Here is an 18,069-nt window from a genome sequence, read left to right as displayed (position 1 = left end):
AGCGTCAACTTTCGCAACACCGCCTGCCGGCGACGACGCCGGTGCGCGGGTGGGGGCGCGCGCTGCGGGATGATGCGCGTGATCGACGGAGTGCAGAGGAGGACGGGTGAGCGAGGTCGACGGGCGCGGCAAGCGCCCCACGCTCGCGGCCATCGCCGCCGCGGCGGGGGTGTCCACGGCCACCGTGTCCAAGGTGCTCAACGGCCGCGACGACGTGGGCGCGCGCACCCGCGAGCGGATCGAGCGCCTGCTCGTGGAGCACGAGTACCTGCAGGTGCCGCCCAAGCGCGCCGGCAGCGGTCACCGCACGATCGGCCTGATCTTCGACGACTTCATGAGCCCCTACGCCACCGAGCTCATCCGCGGGGTCACCGACGCGGGCACGGTCGCGGACGCCGACGTCGTCGTGGGCCGCTTCTCCGACGGCATGTCCGGCTACAGCAGCGGCACCACGTGGGCGCGGCGGCTGGTCAAGGCCGGACGCGACGGCGTGCTCGTCGTCACCTCCGACCTCACCTCCCAGCAGGTGGCCGGCTTCGCCAAGGTCCGCCTGCCGCTGGTGGTCGTCGACCCCGTGCACACCCCGCAGGCCGGCGTCGCCAGCGTGGGCGCCACCAACTGGACCGGCGGGCTGACCGCCACCGAGCACCTCGTCTCCCTGGGGCACCGCCGCATCGCCCACCTCGGCGGCCCGGCGGGCGCGGCCATCAGCCAGGCCCGCCTGCACGGCTTCCGCGCCGCGATGGCCAACGCCGGCCTGCCCGTCGACCCCGCGCTCGTCGTCGACGGCGGATTCGGCTTCGACGCCGGCGTCGAGCTCGCCGGCCGGCTGCTCGCCTCCGACGCCCCGCCCACCGCGATCTTCGCCGTCACCGACGTCTGCGCCTTCGGGGTCGTCCAGGCCGCCCGCGCCCACGGCGTGCGGGTGCCCGAGGACCTCTCGGTCGTCGGCTTCGACGACACCTACGTGGCCCGCTGGGTGACCCCCGCCCTCACCACGGTGCGCACCCCCCTGCAGGACATGGGCCGCTTCGCGCTGCAGATGCTGCTGCGCCTGGTCGAGGGGGAGGTCCTGGACCCCCACCACATCGAGCTCGCCACCCAGCTCGTCGTCCGCGACTCCACCGCTCCCCCGCGCGCGTCCTCGTAGGGTGGTTCCCGAGGCGTCGACCTCGGCGCCCGTCACGGCCTTCCCGCGCGACGAGGAGCGAGAACCCATGGCAACGGTCGACAGCGGTCCCTCCGTCCGGCTCGCACCGCCGGTGGGCCTGAAGCAGAAGGTGCGGCAGGTGGGTCCCGGGCTGCTCGCGGCGGCCACCGGCGTCGGTGCCGGCGACCTCGTCGCGACGATGGTGGCGGGGGCCCGGTTCGGCACCGTGCTGCTGTGGGCGGCCGTGGCCGGCACGGTCCTCAAGCTGGCGCTCGGCGAGGGCGTCGGCCGCTGGCACCTGGCCTCCGGCACGACGCTGCTGGACGGCTGGCGCCGGCTGGGGCGGTGGGCGACGACGTTCTTCGGCGTCTACATCGTGCTGTGGGGGTTCGTGTACGGGGCGACGGCGATGTCCGCGGTGGGCCTGCCGCTCAACGCCCTCTTCGGCGGCCTGTCGGTGCGCTACTGGGCGATGATCGCCGGTGTCGCCGGGCTGCTGCTGGTGTGGGCGCAGCGCTACCACGCGTTCGAGAAGTTCATGACGGTGCTGGTGCTGCTGAAGTTCACCACCGTCGTCTCGGTCGCCGTCCTCGTCAGCCCGGACCTGGGGAACCTCGCGGGCGGTCTGGTGCCGCGGCTGCCGGACGGCTCGACGATCTACGTCCTCGGCCTCGTCGGCGGGGTCGGCGGCACCATCACGATGGCGGCCTACGGGTACTGGATGTTCGCCAAGGGCTGGCGCGGCACGGGCTGGCTGTCGATGATGCGGCTGGACAACGCCGTCGGCTACGTGATGACCGGCATCTTCGTCGTCGCGATGCTCGTCGTCGGCTCGACGATGCTCTTCGGCCAGGACCTCACGGCCTCCGACGACGGCCTGCTCACCCTCGGCGCGGCGCTGGGCGAGACCTACGGGCAGTGGGCGCGACTGCTGTTCCTCGTCGGGTTCCTCGCGGTGACGTCGTCGTCGCTGCTCGGGGTCTGGAACGGGGTGTCGCTGATGTTCGCGGACTTCACCCGCGCGGTGCGGCTGCCGCACGGGCGCGCCGCCGAGGTCGGCCCCGGCAGCGCCGCCCGCGCCGACGTCACGGGCACGGAGCCGACCCGCGAGGGCTACCGCGCCGTCGCGGTGGAGAAGTCGCTGGCGTTCCGCGGGTACCTGCTGTGGCTGACGTTCCCGCCGATGGCGCTGCTGTTCGTCGACAAGCCGTTCGGCCTGACGCTGGTCTACGGCCTGCTCGGATCGGTGTTCATGCCGTTCCTGGCGATCACGCTCATGCTGCTGCTGAACTCCCGGCGCATCGCGCGCGAGGGGCGTTCGGGCTGGGTGTCCAACGGCCTGCTGGGAGCGGCCTCGGTGCTGTTCACCGCGCTGCTCGTCACGGACGTCGCCGGCCGGCTGTGAGAGCCGGCCGGCGACGGTGGGGGTCAGGCGGTGGCGCGCAGCGGCGTCACCGTCTCCTCGTCCTCCTCGGCACCCGCGCGGGGCGAGGGGTGCTCGACGAGCGCGATGACGCGCGCGGCCATGAACCGGGCCGTGCGCACGGGGGTGCCGCCGCGGGTGACCTCGTGACCTCCACGAGACCGCGCCCGTGGCTGACGTCCACGCGGCGGCCCGCGCGGGTCGCCTCGACCTCGTAGGTGCGGGTGTCGCCGCCGGCGTCGACGACGATCTCGACTCGATCGCCCTTCACGGTTGCCTCCTGGCTGGGGTGGTCCGGCTCCGCTGCAGGAACCGGGGAGAGGGTGGTGGCGGTGCACCGGGAGCGCGCCTGTCGGCACGGGGGTCGCTCACGGCGACGAGGGGTGGAGCCCGGGGCCTCGACGGTGCCCCGCCACTGTTCTCAACACCCCTGACCTGCGAGAACTTCCCTCCGGAGCCCCTCCCGGCGAACCTCTCCGGAGCTCCCCGCGGGGACCCGGCGCGGACCCGGCGCGGACCCGGCGCGGACCCGGCGGCCGTTCAGCGCCTGCTGCGCCACCACCGCAGCAGGCCGCGCGGCCGCGCCCCGGGACCGGCGCCCGGCGTCGCGGGCGGGCCCGCTCCGTAGGCTGCGGCCACCTCCTGCACCGAGCGCCCCAGGACGCGGCGGAACCACTGCGCGTGCGCCTCGTCGGGCAGCTGCGCCAGCTCCTGGCGGCCGTCGACCTCGCGCGTCACCGTCCACAGCGACGGGCTGCGGCGCACGCTCGCCCCGACGGCCGGTGCGGGCAGCGCGTCCGCACCGCGCCCGCTGACCGCCGCCCCGACGAGGGCGACCAGCCACGGCTGCGCGAGGGCGATCGGGCGCAGGCTGCCGCAGCGCCCGTCGGGCGTCCACACCAGCGTCATCGTGTCGTGCAGCTCCGCGCGCCAGGACGCCTCCGGGCCGCTCGCACCTCCCACGCTGAAGCGGCACACCCGGTCGGTGTGCAGGTCCACGCGGGCGCCCAGCGCGGTGAGGGCGGCGACGGTCGCGGCGTCGAGGAGGCGGCCGGGGTGGGTGCGCTCGCGCTCGCGCAGGGCGTGCTTGCGGCGCTGCGCGGCGATCGGCACCCACCGCTCCTGCAGCGCCCTGCGGTCCAGGGGTTCCCCGGCGCGCAGCCGCTCCAGCAGCCAGTCGGCGTCCAGCTGCGCCCAGTACCGGTGGAACACCACCGGCAGGGCGCCGTCGGCGGTGGCGGGCAGGTCGGCGACCGTGCGGTACCGCTCGTCCCAGAACCGGCCGGTGCCCCAGCCGGAGGAGTGCACGGCGACGGGGACGTCGTTCCAGGAGGTGATCCAGGTGGAGCCGCCGCAGACGGAGGCGTCGGGGGCGGTGCGGCGCAGCACCTCCTCCAGCGGGGCGCCGTCGGGCACCTCCACGGTGCGCCGGTGGGGCTCGACGTCGTCGCCCATCGCCACGCTGCTCCTGTCCACCACGATCAGCACCCCGCGATCGTGCCGCACCGGCGACCGGACGCGCGCGGGCCGACCGGGTGCTCCGCAGCGGCGCCGGGTGCCCGCGGGCGGCGCCGTTCAAGCCCCGGCCCGCGCCTGCCGATGCCCTCCGGGCAGCCTGTCGAGATCGACGCGGGGTCCCGCCCCGGAGGAGTCCGCCGTGAACACCCACCCCACCGCCGCGCCGGCAGGTACCGCGGCCGCCCGCCACCACGTGCGCGTCCTGGGCCGCCCGGACGGGCCGGTGCTCCTGCTCGTGCACGGCTTCGGCACCGACCAGCAGGCGTGGGACCGGGTGCTGCCGGCGTTCCTGGACGGGTGCCGCGTCGTCCTGCTGGACCAGGCCGGTGCCGGCGGTTTCGACGCGGCGGCCTACGACCGCGCGCGGTACTCCAGCCTCGACGGGTACGCCGCGGACCTCGTGGCGGTGTGCGAGGAGCTGGACCTGCACGACGTCGTCGTCGTGGGCCACAGCGTCAGCTCGATGATCGCCGCGCGCGCCGCGCTGCGGGCGCCGGAGCGCTTCGCCCAGCTGGTGATGATCGCGCCGTCCGCGTGCTACACCGACGACGCCGCGGCTGGGTACGAGGGCGGCTTCTCCGCCGAGGACGTCGAGGAGCTGCTGGACTCCCTGGACCACAACTACCTGTCGTGGACCGCCACCGTCGCCCCGATGATCATGGGGAACGCGGAGCGGCCCGAGCTCGGGGAGGAGTTCGCGGGCGCCATGCGCCAGCTGCACCCCGGGACGGCGCGCGACTTCGCGCGGGCCACGTTCAGCACCGACTCGCGCGAGCTGCTGGCCCGCGTGAGCACCCCGACGCTCGTCCTGCAGTGCCGCGACGACGCCCTGGCCACCGACACCGCGGTGCGGGAGGTCGTCGCGCGGCTGCCGCACGCCACGCTGGTGGAGCTGGACGCCTCTGGGCACTGCCCGCACGTCAGCGCACCGGCGGCGACGGCCGCGGCGGTCCTCGCGCACCTCCCCGGGCGGCCGTGACCACCGCGACCACCGGCGGCGCCGACGCGGGGTTCGAGGCGCTGTTCGAGCACGCCCCGGTCGGGTACCTGACGACCACCGACGGCGGGCGGATCACCCGCGTCAACGCGACGTTCCTGGCCTGGACGGGGCACCGGCGCGAGGACCTGCTGGGCTCGGCGTTCGGGCGGCTGCTGCCGGTGGGCGACCGGATCCTGTGGTCCACCCACAGCGCCCCGCAGCTGGGCACGGCCGGCAGCGTCAGCGAGGTGGTGGTGGAGGTCGTCGCCGCCGACCGCACCCGCCGCCCGGCGCTGGTCACCGCCACCCGCGTCCCGCCGCGCGAGGGCGCGGACGCGGAGGTGCGCGTCATCGTCTTCGCCGCCCCCGAGCGGCGCGCCCACGAGCAGGAGCTCATCGCCGCGCTGCACCGCGCGGAGGAGTCCGAGGACCGCCGCGCCGCCGCGGAGGTCGAGGCGCGCCGGCAGGCGCTGGCGGACCCGCTGACGGGGCTGCCGAACCGGGCCGGGCTGGCCGCGCACCTGGACGCCGCGCTCGCCGGCGGCCGCACCGACGTCGGGGTCCTCGTGGTGGACCTGGACCACTTCGCCGTCGTCAACGAGAGCCTGGGCACCGCCGCCGGCGACGAGCTGCTGCTGACGGTGGCCGCGCGGCTGGGCGCCGCGGTGCGCGAGGGCGCCGTGGTGGCCCGGCTGTCCGCGGACGAGTTCGCCGTCGTGGAGCGCTGCGAGGACGTGGAGGCGGCCCGCGGCCTCGCCGAGCGGCTGCTGGAGGCGCTCACCGCCCCCGTCGTCCTCGCCGGCCTGGAGGTCGTCGCCTCGGCGAGCATCGGCGCGGCGCTCTCCCCGTCGGGTCCCGGTGCAGCGCAGCGGGTGCTGCACGACGCCGCGGTGGCGGTGCAGCGCGCCAAGGCCCGCGGCCGCGGGCGCGTGGAGGTGCACGACCCCACCCGCACCGGCGCGGCCGCCGACCGCTTGCGCCTGCTCGGGGAACTGCGCCGCGGCATCGCCGACGGCCAGCTGCGCCTGCACCACCAGCCGCAGGTCCGCCTGCGCGACGGGCGGCTGGTGGGCGTGGAGGCGCTCGTGCGCTGGCAGCACCCGGTGCGCGGGCTGCTGGCGCCGGTCGAGTTCATCGAGCTCGCCGAGCAGTCCGGCCTGGTCCGCGAGCTGGGCGCCTGGGTGCTCGACGCCGCCGTCGCCCAGGCCGCCGGCTGGGCCCGCGACCCCGGCTGCGCGACCGTGGAGGTGGCGGTGAACCTGTCCACCCGCCAGCTCACCGACCCCGGTCTGGTGGAGGCCGTGACGGCCGCGCTGGAGCGCCACCGCCTGCCCGCGCACCTGCTCGTCCTGGAGGTCACCGAGACCTCACTCGCCGCGGACCCCGACGCGGCCGCGGCCACGCTGGTGGCGCTCAAGCAGCTCGGCGTCGGCGTCTCCGTCGACGACTTCGGCACCGGCTACGCGAGCCTGACCTACCTGCAGCGCTTCCCCGTCGACGAGCTGAAGATCGACCGCTCCTTCGTCACCGGCCTCGGCGCCAGCGACGGCGACACCGCCATCGTGCGGGCCTGCGTGCAGCTGGCCCAGGCCCTCGGCGTGCGCACCGTCGCCGAGGGCGTGGAGAGCGAGCAGCAGCGCGAGGCGCTGGCCGGGATGGGCTGCGACGTCGTGCAGGGGTACCTGTTCTCCCGGCCGGTGGACGCGGACGCGGTGCAGCAGTGGGCGCGCGAGCGCAGCGGTTCGACCCGGGACCACGACGAGGCGGCGATCCGGTGAACCCGTGCTCGAGGTTGTCGCTCAACCTCGAACACGGGCGGGTGCACGATCTGGATCTACCGCCACTTCACCCGGTGCGCACAGCCAGGTCGTACAGCCGCCGCGCCCACTGGACCGCCTGCTCCGCCCGCGGAGCGGAGACCATCGTCGCCGCGTAGTGCGCCTGGTCCTTGATCTCCAGCAGCCGCCGCAGGTCCTTGGCCATGGCCGGCCCGTCGGGCAGGACGGTCGCGAGCAGGTCGACGGCCTGGCGGTGGTCCTGACCGCGCGAACGCCGGCCGAGGCGGCTGCAGCACACGGCGTCGGATGCGGCGATGCCGCACAGCACCGCCGGCGACGCGGCGACCTGAGGGGTGGCGAGACCGTCGTCCGACTCCTCGAGGACCAGCTCGGCGACCTCGAGGAAGGCTCGCGCCTGCTCCAGGCGGACGCGCCCCTCCGAGGGCGAGCAGTCGCTGGTGCGGCCGGCCGGGCTCACCGCGCCACGCTCCGCAGCAGCGCGGTGAGGTCGCGGCCGGCGAGGGTGATGGCCTCCCGGCGCCAGGACTGGACGATCGGCTCGCCGGCCGCGACGTGCGCGCGCAGGTCCTGGAGCGAGACGTCGTACGGCTGCAGCGGGTTGCCGCTCCAGGCGCCCACCGCGGTCACCAGCGAATCGACCTGCTCGCCCCACACCCGCAACCGCTCGTCGGCCACGTCGTCGGCGCGGACGAGGAGCAGGTCGACGTCCGAGTCGACTCCCCCGTCTCCGCGGGCCAGGGAGCCGAAGACGGCCGCGGTCAGCGCGCGGACCTCCCACCCTCCGACGTGCTCGCCGATGCGGCGCAGGAGTTCGCTCCGCAGACCGGCGAGCACCTCGACGGCGGGCCAGGCGAGGTGCTCACGGTTGGCGCTGTAGTGGACCGCGTTCCGCCGTCGTTCGGCGTGGACGATCCCCTCCCCGGCGAGGCGGGTCAGGACCCGGTGGACGCCGGTCTGGGAGGCGCCACCCACGAGGCGCGCGACCTCCCTGCCGGAGAGAGGAGTCGTGAGTCCAGCCAAGACGGTGAGCACGGGGCCGTCCAAGGACGGCACCACGCTGCGCACCGGCTGCCCGAGGTCCATGTGAACACCATAGGACTCGGGCGAGCAGGATGGTGCTCACCCGTGCGAGCGCCGCGATCACCGTCGCGTCTGGTGCATCACCGGCAGAGCGCGTCGTCGATGAGCTGCGTGGCGATGTCCCCGGCCGGGACCTGCGCGCCCGGCTGCGGCACCGGGGAGTCGGTGTTGAAGGAGACGACGACGCTGCGCCGGCCGTCGGGGGTGACGCCGTTGCGGGTCATGAACCCCTGGATGTCGCCGCCGTGCGCCCACATGCCGCCGCAGGAGTTCGGCACCCACATGATCCCCAGCCCGTAGCGGGCGCCGGGCCAGTTGGCCCGGAACTCCTCGCTGGCCGCGACGGTCGCGGTCATCTCCACCCACTGCGCCGGGCGCAGCACCCGGCCGCCCGCGAGCGCCTGGAGGAACTCGTTGACGTCGTCGGTCGTGCTGATGATCTCCCCGGCCGCGCCCGCCCACGACGGGTTCAGCTCGGTGGCGTCGATCGCCTCGCCGTAGCGGGGGTCCTCCGGGGTGGCGCCCTCACCGGGGAAGCGCTCGTAGCCGATGGCGTGCGGGCCGGGGATGTCCGAGGAACTGCCCGGCAGGGTGGTGTGCCGCAGGCCGAGGGGGCGCACGATCCGCTCGCGCACCTCGTGCTGCCAGGTGTTCCCGGTGACCTGCTCGATGACCATCCCGGCGAGCACGTAGTTGGTGTTGGAGTAGTTCCAGCTCGTGCCCGGTGCGAACGTCGGCGCCTGCGTCATCGCCAGCGCGATCGCCTCCTGCTGGCTGACCTCGTCGAAGCGGTGCTGCTGGAAACCTTCCTCGCTGAACAGCTGCGGCATCGCGGCCAGGTACTCCGGCAGGCCGCTGGTGTGCTGCAGCAGCTGGCGGATCGTCACGAGGTTTCCGTCGTTGCCGTTGCCCTGCACGAGACCTGGCAGGTGCTGCTCGACGGTGTCGTCCAGCGACAGGCGGCCCTCGCCGACGAGCTGCAGCAGCGTCGCGGCGACGAACGGCTTGGTGACGCTGGCGATGCGGAACCGCCCGTTCTCCGGGACGGGGGTCTGCGCGGCGACGTCGCCGTAGCCGGCGCGGACGGTGATGTCGCGGCGGCCGGCGCGGTCGAGCTCGGCGAGGACGCCGGGGGTCCCCAGCGTCAGCAGCGCGTCGGCGTCCTGCTGCAGCACCTGCCGCAGCTGCGCGTCGTGGTCGCGCGGCGGGGTCGCACCGGCGGTGGCGGGCAGCGCGGTCGCCAGGGTCGCGCAGGCCGCGGCCACCGCGACGGCGGCGGTGGTGCGGTAGGCCTTGCGGGGGCGGGTGGCCGGTGCGGTGCCCGGTCGCGTGGTCGTTCGCATCGTCGTTCGCGTGGTCGTCGTCATGGCGAGGACGCTAGGGAGGACGACCGCCCCGCGGCGTCCTCCGAGGCGGGCAACCTCGCCTACCCCCGCAGGGGTAGACCGCGGACCCGGACGGCCGATGGCGGCGGGCGCGGGCGGCGTGCCAGGCTCGCGGGCGTGCGCAGACCGCCCGGTTCGTCCCTGGTCGACCCGGCGCTCGCCGCGCTGCTGACGCTGCTCACCCTGGGCCCGCTGGTGCGCGCTGGGGAAGGACTGCCGGGGCTCGTGCTCGCCGCGCTCACCGCCGCGCCGATCGCGGTGCGCCAGCGGGTGCCGGTGCTCACGGCGGTGCTCGTGCTGGCGGCGGTCACCGCGCACCAGCTCCTGGTCGGCACCTTCCCCGGCAGCGGTCTCGGCATGGTCGTGGCGATGTTCACCGTCGCCACCCTGCGCCCGCGCCGCACCGCGGCCGCGCTGTTCGCCACGGCGGTGGCGGTGGTGTGGCTGGGCGGGGCCACCGGCTCCGACCCCGAACCCAGCTCGTTCGACCTCGCCCAGGCCGCCCTCGTCCTCGCCGGGGCGTGGGCGCTCGGGGAGAGCACCCGCCGCTGGGCGCGGCGCACCGAGGCGCTGGCCGCGCAGTCCGCCCGCGCGGTCGCCGACGAACGCCGCCGCATCGCCCGCGAGCTGCACGACGTCGTGGGTCACCACCTGTCGGTGACCGCCCTGCAGGCCGGGCTCGCCGGGTACGTCCTCGACGACGACCCCGCCACCGCGAAGACCGCGATCGCCACGGTCGAGGACACCACCCGCGAGGCGCTGGCGGAGATGCGCCGCCTGCTGGAGGTGCTGCGCGCCGACGACGACCCCGACGCCGACTACCTGCCCCAGCCGGGCCTGGCCGCGCTTCCGGACCTCGCCGAGCGCACCCGCTCCGCCGGCGTCGCCGTCGACGTGCGCACCAGCGGCGAGTTCGGTGACCTCAGCCCCGGGCAGGAGCTGTGCGCGTACCGGGTCGTGCAGGAGTCGCTGACGAACGTCATCAAGCACACCGCCACCGCGCCCGGGACCGTGCGCGCGCAGGTCCTCGTCAAGCGCCGCGACGGCACGCTGCACGTCGGCGTCCACGACGACGGCCCGGGAACCCCGGCACCCGTGCGGGAGGGCCACGGCCTGCGCGGGATGCGCGAGCGCGCCGCCCTCTACGGCGGCACCCTCACCGCCGGCCCGCGCGGCGGTCGGGGTTTCGCCGTGGAGCTGCGCCTGCCCGTGCGGGGCGAGCGGTGAGCGTGCGCGTCCTCGTCGCCGACGACCAGGCCCTCGTGCGCGCCGGTCTCGTCGCGCTGCTGCGCGCCGCCCCCGGCACCGAGGTCGTCGGCGAGGCCGCCGACGGGCAGCAGGCCGTCGAGCTGACCGCCGCCACCCGCCCCGACGTGGTGCTCATGGACATCCGGATGCCGGTGCTCGACGGGATCGCCGCGACCCGGCGGATCCTCGGCGCCGACCGCTCCCCCGGCGCCGGCGCGGACGAGGAGCCGCCGAAGGTCCTCGTGCTGACGACCTTCGACCTCGACGAGCACGTCTACGCCGCCCTGCGCGCCGGCGCCGCCGGGTTCCTGCTCAAGGAGACCCCACCCGCGCGGATCATCGCCGCCGTCGAGGCCGTCGCCGCCGGGGACGTCCTGCTCACCCCCCGCATCACCCACCGCCTCGTCGAGGCGTTCCGCCCGCAGCGGATCAGCGGCTCCGCGGCCGTGGACACCCTCACCCCCCGCGAGCGCGAGGTCCTCGTCCTCATCGGGCAGGGCCTGGGCAACGCGGAGATCGCGGACCGGTTCGTGCTCAGCGAGGCGACGGTGAAGACGCACGTGAAGCGGGTGATGGCCAAGCTGGAGCTGTCCAGCCGCGCGCAGGCGGTGGTGCTGGCCTACGAGAGCGGGCTCGTGGTGCCGGGGAGCGGCGCAGGTACCTGATCTGTACGCCGGCCGATCGGCCGAGCTATGAAGGGAGGTCCCAGTAGGCGTGCGGATCCCGCGGGGATTGGCCGTTCCAGCGGATGATCCCCTGTTCCCGCATCTCGGCGAGCTTGCGGACAGCGGTCGGTCTGGTCCGCCCCATCACCTCCGCGAGGTCGCGCGTCGCCAGCCGCCCGGCCTCGCGCAGCGCGGCGACGACCAGCCGGGTCTCCTCCGGCAGCCGCTCGCCGCCGTGCGGGGTGAGCGCTTCGGCGGACAGCGTCAACCGGACGCTGCCCTCGGTCTGCTGGTAGAGGGGTGGTTGCAGGCCCGCGAGCCGCATCTCGTCGAACATGCGGCGGATCCCCTCGCCGAACTCCTGGCCGAAGTCCAGGTCGGCGCAGACCCGCGCGATGCGGGGATTGCGCGCGAAGCGGTGGACGGACAGCGGGTCCCGCACGTCGGACAGCCCCGGGAAACGGCCCGGGCTCTCGACCTCGATGCGGTCGTCGAAGACGTCGACGTGCACGTGGTCGCTCTGCAGGCTGTAGGAGCGGTGGACGACGGCGTTGACGACGCCTTCCAGCCATGCGTCCTCCGGCACCGCGGCGACGTCCTCGAAGCGGCCGGCCCTGCCCAGCGCCCGCCGGCGCGGCTGCACCTCGCGGACGTGCTCGAACACCGCAGGCAGGAGTCGCAGCAGGGAGCCCTCGAACCGGCGGTCGGTGACCACCTGCTGACGTGCTCCGGTGCCGCGCTCGCGCCCGGCGAAGCGGGTCACCCGCACGTGGGCGTTCGGGAGCTCGCTCTCGGGGCTGCGCCCGAAGAGCAGCAGCCCGGCGATCGTGAGGTGCCCGTCCCGCGCCAGGCCGCGCGCGGCGAGCAGGCCCTGCCAGTGCGGGTGACCGACGTGCGCGGCGTACTCCTGCGCGGCCTCGGCGTCGACGGCTCCGGCGCTGTCGAGGGCGGTGGTGGTGAGCTCGGCCTCGAACCCGGCCTGCCGCTTGTCGAAGAAGAGCTCGCGGCGTTGCACGTGGGTCAGGCGGCGCGTCTCGTCGCCGAGCCGCAGGTACACGTCGTCCCGGGTCGTCGCGTGGACCTCGTCGCCGGGGTTGACGTCCACGAGGAGCAGGTGGTCGTCGCGACCGTCATCGGTGCGGCACGGCGCGAGACGCGTGTGGACACGGGCCGGTGGCTGGACGTGCTGCACGTGCACCTGCTGCAGCTCGTTGCGGTGCCGGGGATCCGCGTCCGTCCCTTCCACACGCCCGTCGTGGAGGCCGACGACGATCGTCCCGCCCTCGGCGTTGGCGAAGGCGACGACCGCTTGGCTGAGCTTGGCCGGGCTGATCCGGGCGCTCTTGCGCTCGAACCACTGGTCCTCCGGCAGCGCGCCGAGCGCGCGACCGACCTCGTCAGGAGGCATCGCCAGAGCACGGTCGACGGCGAGACGCTGCACGTATCTACTCTAACATTTTAAGAGTAGATACGTGCAGCGGCCATGGGGCATCTTTAGTGGGAGTACGAACCGCCATGTCCAGCCGTCGAGCCGGGAACCGTCAGGCGAAGACGTCCGCCGCGGTGACCACGACCGCCTCCTCGGAGCGCAGCCGCACCTCCTCGCGGGCGGCGACGAGGTACCGCAGCTCCTCCACGTCGACGTCCAGCCCGGCGGCCTTGGTCCGCAGGGTGCGCACGAGCCGGTCGCCGTCCACTTCGCGTCGCCACTTCACCTCGCCCACGAGCACCGGCGTGCGCTGCCGCCCGGCGAGGGCGACGACGTCGATCTCGTCGGTGCCGTCCCCGCGCCACCACGGCCCGACGGCCACGACCCCGTCGCCGAAGCGGCCGTCGGCGGCCAGCCGGCGGACGTGCTCGCGCACGGCCACCTCCCACGGCGGACCGCTGGCGTCGTCGAGGCTCTCCAGGAGCACCGGCAGGATCGACTCCCCCAGCCCGCGCTCGATCTCCGGGCGGTAGCGGCCGAGCAGGCCGAGGTGGAAGGCGAGGAAGTTGTCGGCGATGCGGTAGCTGCGTCGCCGGGTGCGCCGGGGGTCCTCGGTGACGGGGACGATGCGCTCGATCAGGCGCAGCTCGACGAGGCGGTCGAGGGTGCGGCTGGGCTCGGCCCCGACCCACGCCTTGATCTCCTGGTGCTTGGTCTTTCCCGCGGCGATGGCTTGCAGCACTGCGGCCGGCTGCTCGCCGCGCTCGACCTCGGTGGCCAGCAGCAGGTCGCCCTCGGTGAGCAGCAGCCCGCCGGGCCGGGTGGCGAGCCGCCGCAGGTTGCCGGCGAGGTCGTCACCGGTGTCCCACCACGACAGGTACAGCGGCATGCCGCCGAGGAGGGCGTGGACCTGAGCCCGCTCGACGGGGGCGAGGTCCGGCAGCAGCGCGGACACCTCGTGGGGGGCGAAGGGGTGCAGCTGCAGACGCAGGCCGAAGCGGCCGAACAGCGGCGAGCGCTCCTCCTGCAGCTCGGCCATGCTGCGGACCGCGGAACCGCAGAGCAGCACCCGCACCCCGCGGCTCGCGGGCCGGTCGAGGAAGGCGCGCAGGATGCCGGACAGCTCCGGCACCGAGCGCAGCAGCTCGGGGTACTCGTCGAGGACGAGGAGCACGGGCTCGTCCTGGGCCTCGCGGGCCAGGTGGTCCAGGAGGTCGTCAGCGTCGGTGAACGGTCGGCTCGTGAGGTCCCGCACCCCGCGCAGCGCGGGTGGCACGGCGCGGGAGAGCTGCTGCAGCTCGGCGGGGGCGGGGCGGCCGGCGCCGGTGTGGAAGATCGTGCGCTCTGGTGCGGTGGTGTCCGAGAAGCGCTGCAGCAAGGCCGTCTTGCCGACGCGGCGGCGTCCCCACAGCAGGGCCGCCCCCGCCGATGGGTCGCTCCACCAGCGGGTCAGTTCGGCGAGCTCCACCTCCCGGTGGACGAACGGGGCCATGCGCACCATTGTGACTTACGTGGCTCGTAAGTAGCAAGCCACGTCAGTGACGTGACGTGCAGCGGAGGCTCGCTGCTCGGAGCAAGCGTCATCCACGGACTCGTGACAGGCTTCCTCCAGTGAGCGGCACCTTCGTCAGCGGCATGCGCACCCTCGCCCGCGGCGCCCGGGAGGAGCCGCGGCTCTTCACCACGGCGATCATCGGCTCCGCGATCTACGGCGCGGGCACGGCCGCGACCGGCTGGATGGTGGGGCGGGTCACCGACCGGGTCGTCGTCCCGGCCGTCACCGGCTCGGGGTCGGTGAGCACCGGTGAGGTGTGGCTGGCGGGCGCGACGCTCATGGCGGTGACGCTGGTGACCGTCGTCGGCATCCTCATCCGCCGCATCTGGGCGGGCGCGACGATGTACGCGCTGCAGGCCCGCTACCGGCGCCGGCTGACGCGCCGCTACCTGGAGCTGCCGCTGGCCTGGCACCACGCCCACCCCGCGGGCCGGCTGCTGGCGACGGCGAGCTCGGACGTGGAGGCCACCTGGCAGGCGATGGCGGTGCTGCCCTTCGCCCTCGGCGTCGTGGTCCTCATCGCCGTCGCGGGCGTGGCGATGGCCGAGGCGGACCCGGTGCTGGCCCTCGTGGGGCTGCTGGTGATCCCGGCGCTGCTGGCCGCGAACGTCGTCTACCAGCGGCGGATGTCCCCGCTGGTGACGCGCGTGCAGCAGCTGCGCGGGGAGGTGTCCGCGACCGCGCACGAGAGCTTCGAGGGCGCGCTCGTGGTGAAGACCCTGGGCCTGGCCGACGAGGAGGTGGAGCGCTTCACCGCCGACGCGAACCGGCTGCGGGACGCGAACGTGGCCGCCGGGCGCACCCGCGGCGCCTTCGACCCGCTCATCGACGCGCTGCCCAGCCTCGGCACCCTCGCCGTGCTGATCGTCGGCACGGTCCGCGCGGCCGGCGGCGCCGTCGGGGTCGGCGACCTCGTGCAGATCGCCTACCTGCTGGGACTGCTGGCCTTCCCGGTGCGCTCCTTCGGCTGGGTGCTCTCGGAGCTGCCGCGGGTGGTGGCCGGGGACGCGCGCGTGCAGTCGGTGCTGCGCGCGGACGCGACGACCCCGTGGGGCACGCGGGAGCTGCCCGGCAGCACCGACGCGGACGCGGGCCCGCTGGCGGTGGCGACGAGCGGTCTCGGCTACCGCCACCCCGTGCCCGCCGTCGACCCGCTCGACGAGCGCCCCGGCCTGCCCGGCCAGCCCGCCCGCCGCACGGCTCCCGCGGTCCCGCGCCGTGAGCCGACGCCGGCGCTCGCGGACGTCACCCTCGACGTCGCCGCCGGCTCCACCGTCGCGGTCGTCGGCAGCACGGGCGCCGGCAAGTCGACGCTGGCCGGGATGCTCGTGCGCCTGGTGGACCCGACGAGCGGTGAGGTGCTCCTCGACGGGGTGGACGTGCGCGAGCTCGCCGAGGGCCAGGTCGCCGCGGCGGCCGCGCTGGTGCCGCAGTCGACGTTCGTCTTCGACGACACGATCCGCGGCAACATCGCCCTCGGCCTCGACGACGAGAGCGTGCCCGCGCAGCGCCGCGTCGGCGACGACGACGTCTGGAACGCGCTGCGGCTGGCCCGCGCCGAGGACTTCGTCAAGGCGCTGCCCGGCGGTCTCGACGAGCTCGTCGGTGAACGCGGTTCCACCCTCTCCGGCGGGCAGCGCCAGCGCCTCGCGCTGGCGCGGGCGCTGGTGCGCAAGCCCCGGCTGCTCGTCCTCGACGACGCGACGAGCGCGCTGGACCCGGCCGTGGAGCGCGCGGTGCTCGACGGCCTCGCCGACTCCGGCGCCGGCACGACCGTCGTGGTCGTCGCCTACCGGCCGGCGACGATCGCGCTGGCCGACGAGGTGGTGCACCTGGACAAGGGACGGGTGGTGGACCGCGGCCCGGCCGAGGAGGTCGCCGCCCGCGACGCGGGCTACCGCGAGCTGGTGACGGCGTACGCGCGCGCGGCGCAGGACCGCGCCGACGAGGCAGCGGTCAAGGCTGCGAACGACAAGGCGGGCATGGCGTGAGCACGACCACCACGAACCCCGGCACTCCCCCCGCCGCGGGCTCCGCCGCGAAGGGCGCCCCCACCAAGCGCGGGGTGCTGGCCCAGGCCCGCGAGCTGACCCCGCAGTTCGCCGAGGGCCTCGGCGTCACCCTGGCCATCGCGGCGGCCACGACGATCGGCAAGCTCGTCGTCCCCGTCGCCGTGCAGCAGACCATCGACACCGGCGTCCTCGGCCCCGACGGCCCCAACCCGGGCCGGGTCGCGCTGCTCTGCTCCATCGCGGCCGTCGTCGTCGCGATCACCACGCTGACGGCGTGGGTGGTGAACTCGCGGCTGTTCCGCTCGACCGAGGCGGGTTTGGCGGCGCTGCGGGTGCGGGCCTTCCGCCACGTGCACGACCTCGCGGTGCTCACCCAGTCCGGTGAGCGCCGCGGTTCCCTCGTCAGCCGCGTCACCAGCGACGTGGACACGATCTCCACGTTCCTGCAGACCGGCATGCTCGTACTGGTGCTCTCGCTCGGGCAGGTCGTGCTGGCGACGGCGGTGATGTTCTTCTACTCCTGGCAGCTGGCGCTGGTGGTGATCGGCTGCTTCGTGCCGCTCGTCATCATCCGCAACAAGCTGCAGCGCCCGGTGGCCGCGGCCTACAAGCAGGTGCGGGTGCGGATGGGCGAGCTGCTCGGCGCCGTCTCGGAGACCGTCGTCGGCGCCGACGTCATCCGCGCCCACGACGCCGCCTCCCGCTCCTGGCGCACCGTGGACGCCGCCGTGGAGGCGCACCGCAAGCAGGCCGTGAAGGCCCAGGTCGCCACCGCCACGACGTTCTCCACCGGCGTCGTCGTCTCCGGTCTCGTCGTCGCCCTCGTCGTCGTGGTCGGCACCCTGCTCGGCGTCGACGGCGACATCACCCTCGGCCGGCTGCTGGCCTTCCTCTTCCTCGCCCAGCTGTGGGTGGGCCCGGTGCAGGCGACCACCGAGGTGCTCAACGAGCTGCAGAACGCCCTCGCCGGCTGGCGCCGCGTCGTCGACCTCATCGAGACCCCCGTCACCGTCCCCGAACCCCCCGCCGACCGCGTCCGCGAGCTGCCCGCCGGCCCCGTCGACGTGCGCGTCGAGGACGTCGCCTACACCTACCCCGGCACCGACAAGACCGTCCTGACCGGCGTCACCCTGCACCTGCCCGCCGGCTCCCGCACCGCCGTCGTCGGCGAGACCGGCTCCGGCAAGACCACCCTCGCCCGCCTCGTCACCCGCCTCGTCGACCCCGCCGCCGGCCGGGTGCTCCTCAACGGGATCGACGCCCGCGACCTGCCCAGCCGCGAACTGCACCGCCGCGTCGTCGCCGTCCCCCAGGAGGGCTTCCTCTTCGACGCCACCGTCGGCGACAACGTCCGCCGCGGCAAGCCCGGCGCCACCGACGACGACGTCCGCGCCGCCTTCGCCGACCTCGGCCTCACCGCGTGGCTCGACGGCCTGCCCGACGGCCTCGACACCCCCGTCGGCCAGCGCGGCGAGCGCCTCTCCGCCGGCGAGCGCCAGCTCGTGGCACTGGCCCGCGCGCACCTCGCCGACCCCGACCTGCTCGTCCTCGACGAGGCCACCTCCTCCGTCGACCCGGCCACCGAAGTGCGGCTGCAGCGGGCCCTCGAAGGCGTGCTCAGCGGGCGGACCTCCGTGGCAATCGCGCACCGGCTGTCGACCGCGGAGGCCGCCGACGTCGTGGTAGTCGTGGACTCGGGGCGGGTCGTCGAGGTGGGGCCGGCGGTGGAGCTGGCGCACGCCGGGGGGCCGTACTCGCGGCTGCACACGGCCTGGACGGCGCAGCACGCGTGATCTCACGGCGCAGCACGCGTGATGCGGCGAACC

The 18,069-nt window shown here is 75.1% G+C and carries 14 protein-coding genes and 1 pseudogene; 8 read left to right on the top strand and 7 right to left on the bottom strand.

Annotation, left to right across the window (positions count from 1 at the left end):
* Positions 1–106 precede the first annotated feature (106 nt).
* Positions 107–1,150, top strand: a complete 1,044-nt coding sequence (locus ACRYM2_RS03595) for a LacI family DNA-binding transcriptional regulator (RefSeq protein ID WP_432519937.1) — start codon at positions 107–109, stop codon at positions 1,148–1,150.
* A gap of 67 nt (positions 1,151–1,217) precedes the next feature.
* Positions 1,218–2,555, top strand: a complete 1,338-nt coding sequence (locus tag ACRYM2_RS03590) for an Nramp family divalent metal transporter (protein ID WP_432519936.1) — start codon at positions 1,218–1,220, stop codon at positions 2,553–2,555.
* Between the two features lie 23 nt (positions 2,556–2,578).
* Here the strand turns inward: ACRYM2_RS03590 and ACRYM2_RS03585 are convergent.
* A pseudogene (locus ACRYM2_RS03585) lies at positions 2,579–2,844 on the bottom strand (DUF8836 family protein).
* Positions 2,845–3,113: 269 nt separating this feature from the next.
* On the bottom strand, positions 3,114–4,061 hold the full coding sequence (locus ACRYM2_RS03580) for a hypothetical protein (protein WP_432519934.1): 948 nt from the start codon (positions 4,059–4,061) through the stop codon (positions 3,114–3,116).
* A gap of 169 nt (positions 4,062–4,230) precedes the next feature.
* Here ACRYM2_RS03580 and ACRYM2_RS03575 point away from each other — a divergent pair, with 169 nt between their 5' ends.
* Complete coding sequence (locus ACRYM2_RS03575) at positions 4,231–5,070, top strand: alpha/beta fold hydrolase (RefSeq protein ID WP_432519932.1); 840 nt, start codon at positions 4,231–4,233, stop codon at positions 5,068–5,070.
* Positions 5,067–6,848, top strand: coding sequence for a putative bifunctional diguanylate cyclase/phosphodiesterase (locus tag ACRYM2_RS03570; RefSeq protein WP_432519930.1), 1,782 nt, complete (start codon positions 5,067–5,069; stop codon positions 6,846–6,848). Before ACRYM2_RS03575 ends, ACRYM2_RS03570 begins: the two co-directional genes overlap by 4 nt.
* A gap of 67 nt (positions 6,849–6,915) precedes the next feature.
* On the opposite strand, the gene ACRYM2_RS03565 is transcribed toward ACRYM2_RS03570, so the two are convergent.
* The 3 genes from ACRYM2_RS03565 to ACRYM2_RS03555 all read right to left on the bottom strand — a co-directional run bounded on the left by ACRYM2_RS03565 (position 6,916) and on the right by ACRYM2_RS03555 (position 9,316).
* The gene (locus tag ACRYM2_RS03565; RefSeq protein ID WP_432519928.1) at positions 6,916–7,326 is read right to left on the bottom strand and encodes a HEPN domain-containing protein; all 411 of its coding nucleotides are present in this window, start codon (positions 7,324–7,326) and stop codon (positions 6,916–6,918) included.
* The gene (locus ACRYM2_RS03560) at positions 7,323–7,952 is read right to left on the bottom strand and encodes a nucleotidyltransferase domain-containing protein (protein WP_432519926.1); all 630 of its coding nucleotides are present in this window, start codon (positions 7,950–7,952) and stop codon (positions 7,323–7,325) included. The genes ACRYM2_RS03565 and ACRYM2_RS03560 overlap by 4 nt, the downstream gene beginning before the upstream one ends.
* A gap of 77 nt (positions 7,953–8,029) precedes the next feature.
* On the bottom strand, positions 8,030–9,316 hold the full coding sequence (locus tag ACRYM2_RS03555) for a serine hydrolase domain-containing protein (protein WP_432519924.1): 1,287 nt from the start codon (positions 9,314–9,316) through the stop codon (positions 8,030–8,032).
* A gap of 135 nt (positions 9,317–9,451) precedes the next feature.
* On the opposite strand from ACRYM2_RS03555, the gene ACRYM2_RS03550 reads away from it, so the two are divergent.
* Complete coding sequence (locus ACRYM2_RS03550; RefSeq protein ID WP_432519922.1) at positions 9,452–10,561, top strand: sensor histidine kinase; 1,110 nt, start codon at positions 9,452–9,454, stop codon at positions 10,559–10,561.
* Positions 10,558–11,247, top strand: a complete 690-nt coding sequence (locus tag ACRYM2_RS03545; RefSeq protein WP_432519920.1) for a response regulator — start codon at positions 10,558–10,560, stop codon at positions 11,245–11,247. The genes ACRYM2_RS03550 and ACRYM2_RS03545 overlap by 4 nt, the downstream gene beginning before the upstream one ends.
* A gap of 25 nt (positions 11,248–11,272) precedes the next feature.
* On the opposite strand, the gene ACRYM2_RS03540 is transcribed toward ACRYM2_RS03545, so the two are convergent.
* Together ACRYM2_RS03540 and ACRYM2_RS03535 are read right to left on the bottom strand one after the other, a co-directional pair.
* A complete protein-coding gene (locus ACRYM2_RS03540; protein WP_432519918.1) occupies positions 11,273–12,688 on the bottom strand; it encodes an ATP-binding protein in 1,416 nt (471 codons plus the stop codon).
* 100 nt (positions 12,689–12,788) lie between these two features.
* Positions 12,789–14,168 (bottom strand): ATP-binding protein, encoded by a 1,380-nt coding sequence (locus tag ACRYM2_RS03535; RefSeq protein WP_432519916.1) that lies wholly within the window; start codon positions 14,166–14,168, stop codon positions 12,789–12,791.
* Between the two features lie 119 nt (positions 14,169–14,287).
* Here ACRYM2_RS03535 and ACRYM2_RS03530 point away from each other — a divergent pair, with 119 nt between their 5' ends.
* The gene (locus ACRYM2_RS03530; RefSeq protein WP_432519914.1) at positions 14,288–16,222 is read left to right on the top strand and encodes an ABC transporter ATP-binding protein; all 1,935 of its coding nucleotides are present in this window, start codon (positions 14,288–14,290) and stop codon (positions 16,220–16,222) included.
* Positions 16,219–18,036, top strand: a complete 1,818-nt coding sequence (locus ACRYM2_RS03525; RefSeq protein ID WP_432519912.1) for an ABC transporter ATP-binding protein — start codon at positions 16,219–16,221, stop codon at positions 18,034–18,036. Before ACRYM2_RS03530 ends, ACRYM2_RS03525 begins: the two co-directional genes overlap by 4 nt.
* Positions 18,037–18,069 lie beyond the last annotated feature (33 nt).

Source organism: Kineococcus aridisoli (assembly GCF_050871885.1).
Classification (GTDB): domain Bacteria; phylum Actinomycetota; class Actinomycetes; order Actinomycetales; family Kineococcaceae; genus Kineococcus.
The sequence above is the reverse complement of the archived record's forward strand: the minus strand, read 5'-3'. Positions and strand labels throughout refer to the sequence as shown.

What these genes read in the sequence shown, in the direction of transcription:
- ACRYM2_RS03590 (WP_432519936.1), top strand. Translation starts at nt 1,218, where the DNA reads ATGGCAACGGTCGACAGCGGTCCCTCCGTCCGGCTCGCACCGCCGGTG.
- ACRYM2_RS03560 (WP_432519926.1), bottom strand. Translation starts at nt 7,952, where the DNA reads ATGGACCTCGGGCAGCCGGTGCGCAGCGTGGTGCCGTCCTTGGACGGC.
- ACRYM2_RS03555 (WP_432519924.1), bottom strand. Translation starts at nt 9,316, where the DNA reads ATGACGACGACCACGCGAACGACGATGCGAACGACCACGCGACCGGGC.
- ACRYM2_RS03535 (WP_432519916.1), bottom strand. Translation starts at nt 14,168, where the DNA reads ATGGCCCCGTTCGTCCACCGGGAGGTGGAGCTCGCCGAACTGACCCGC.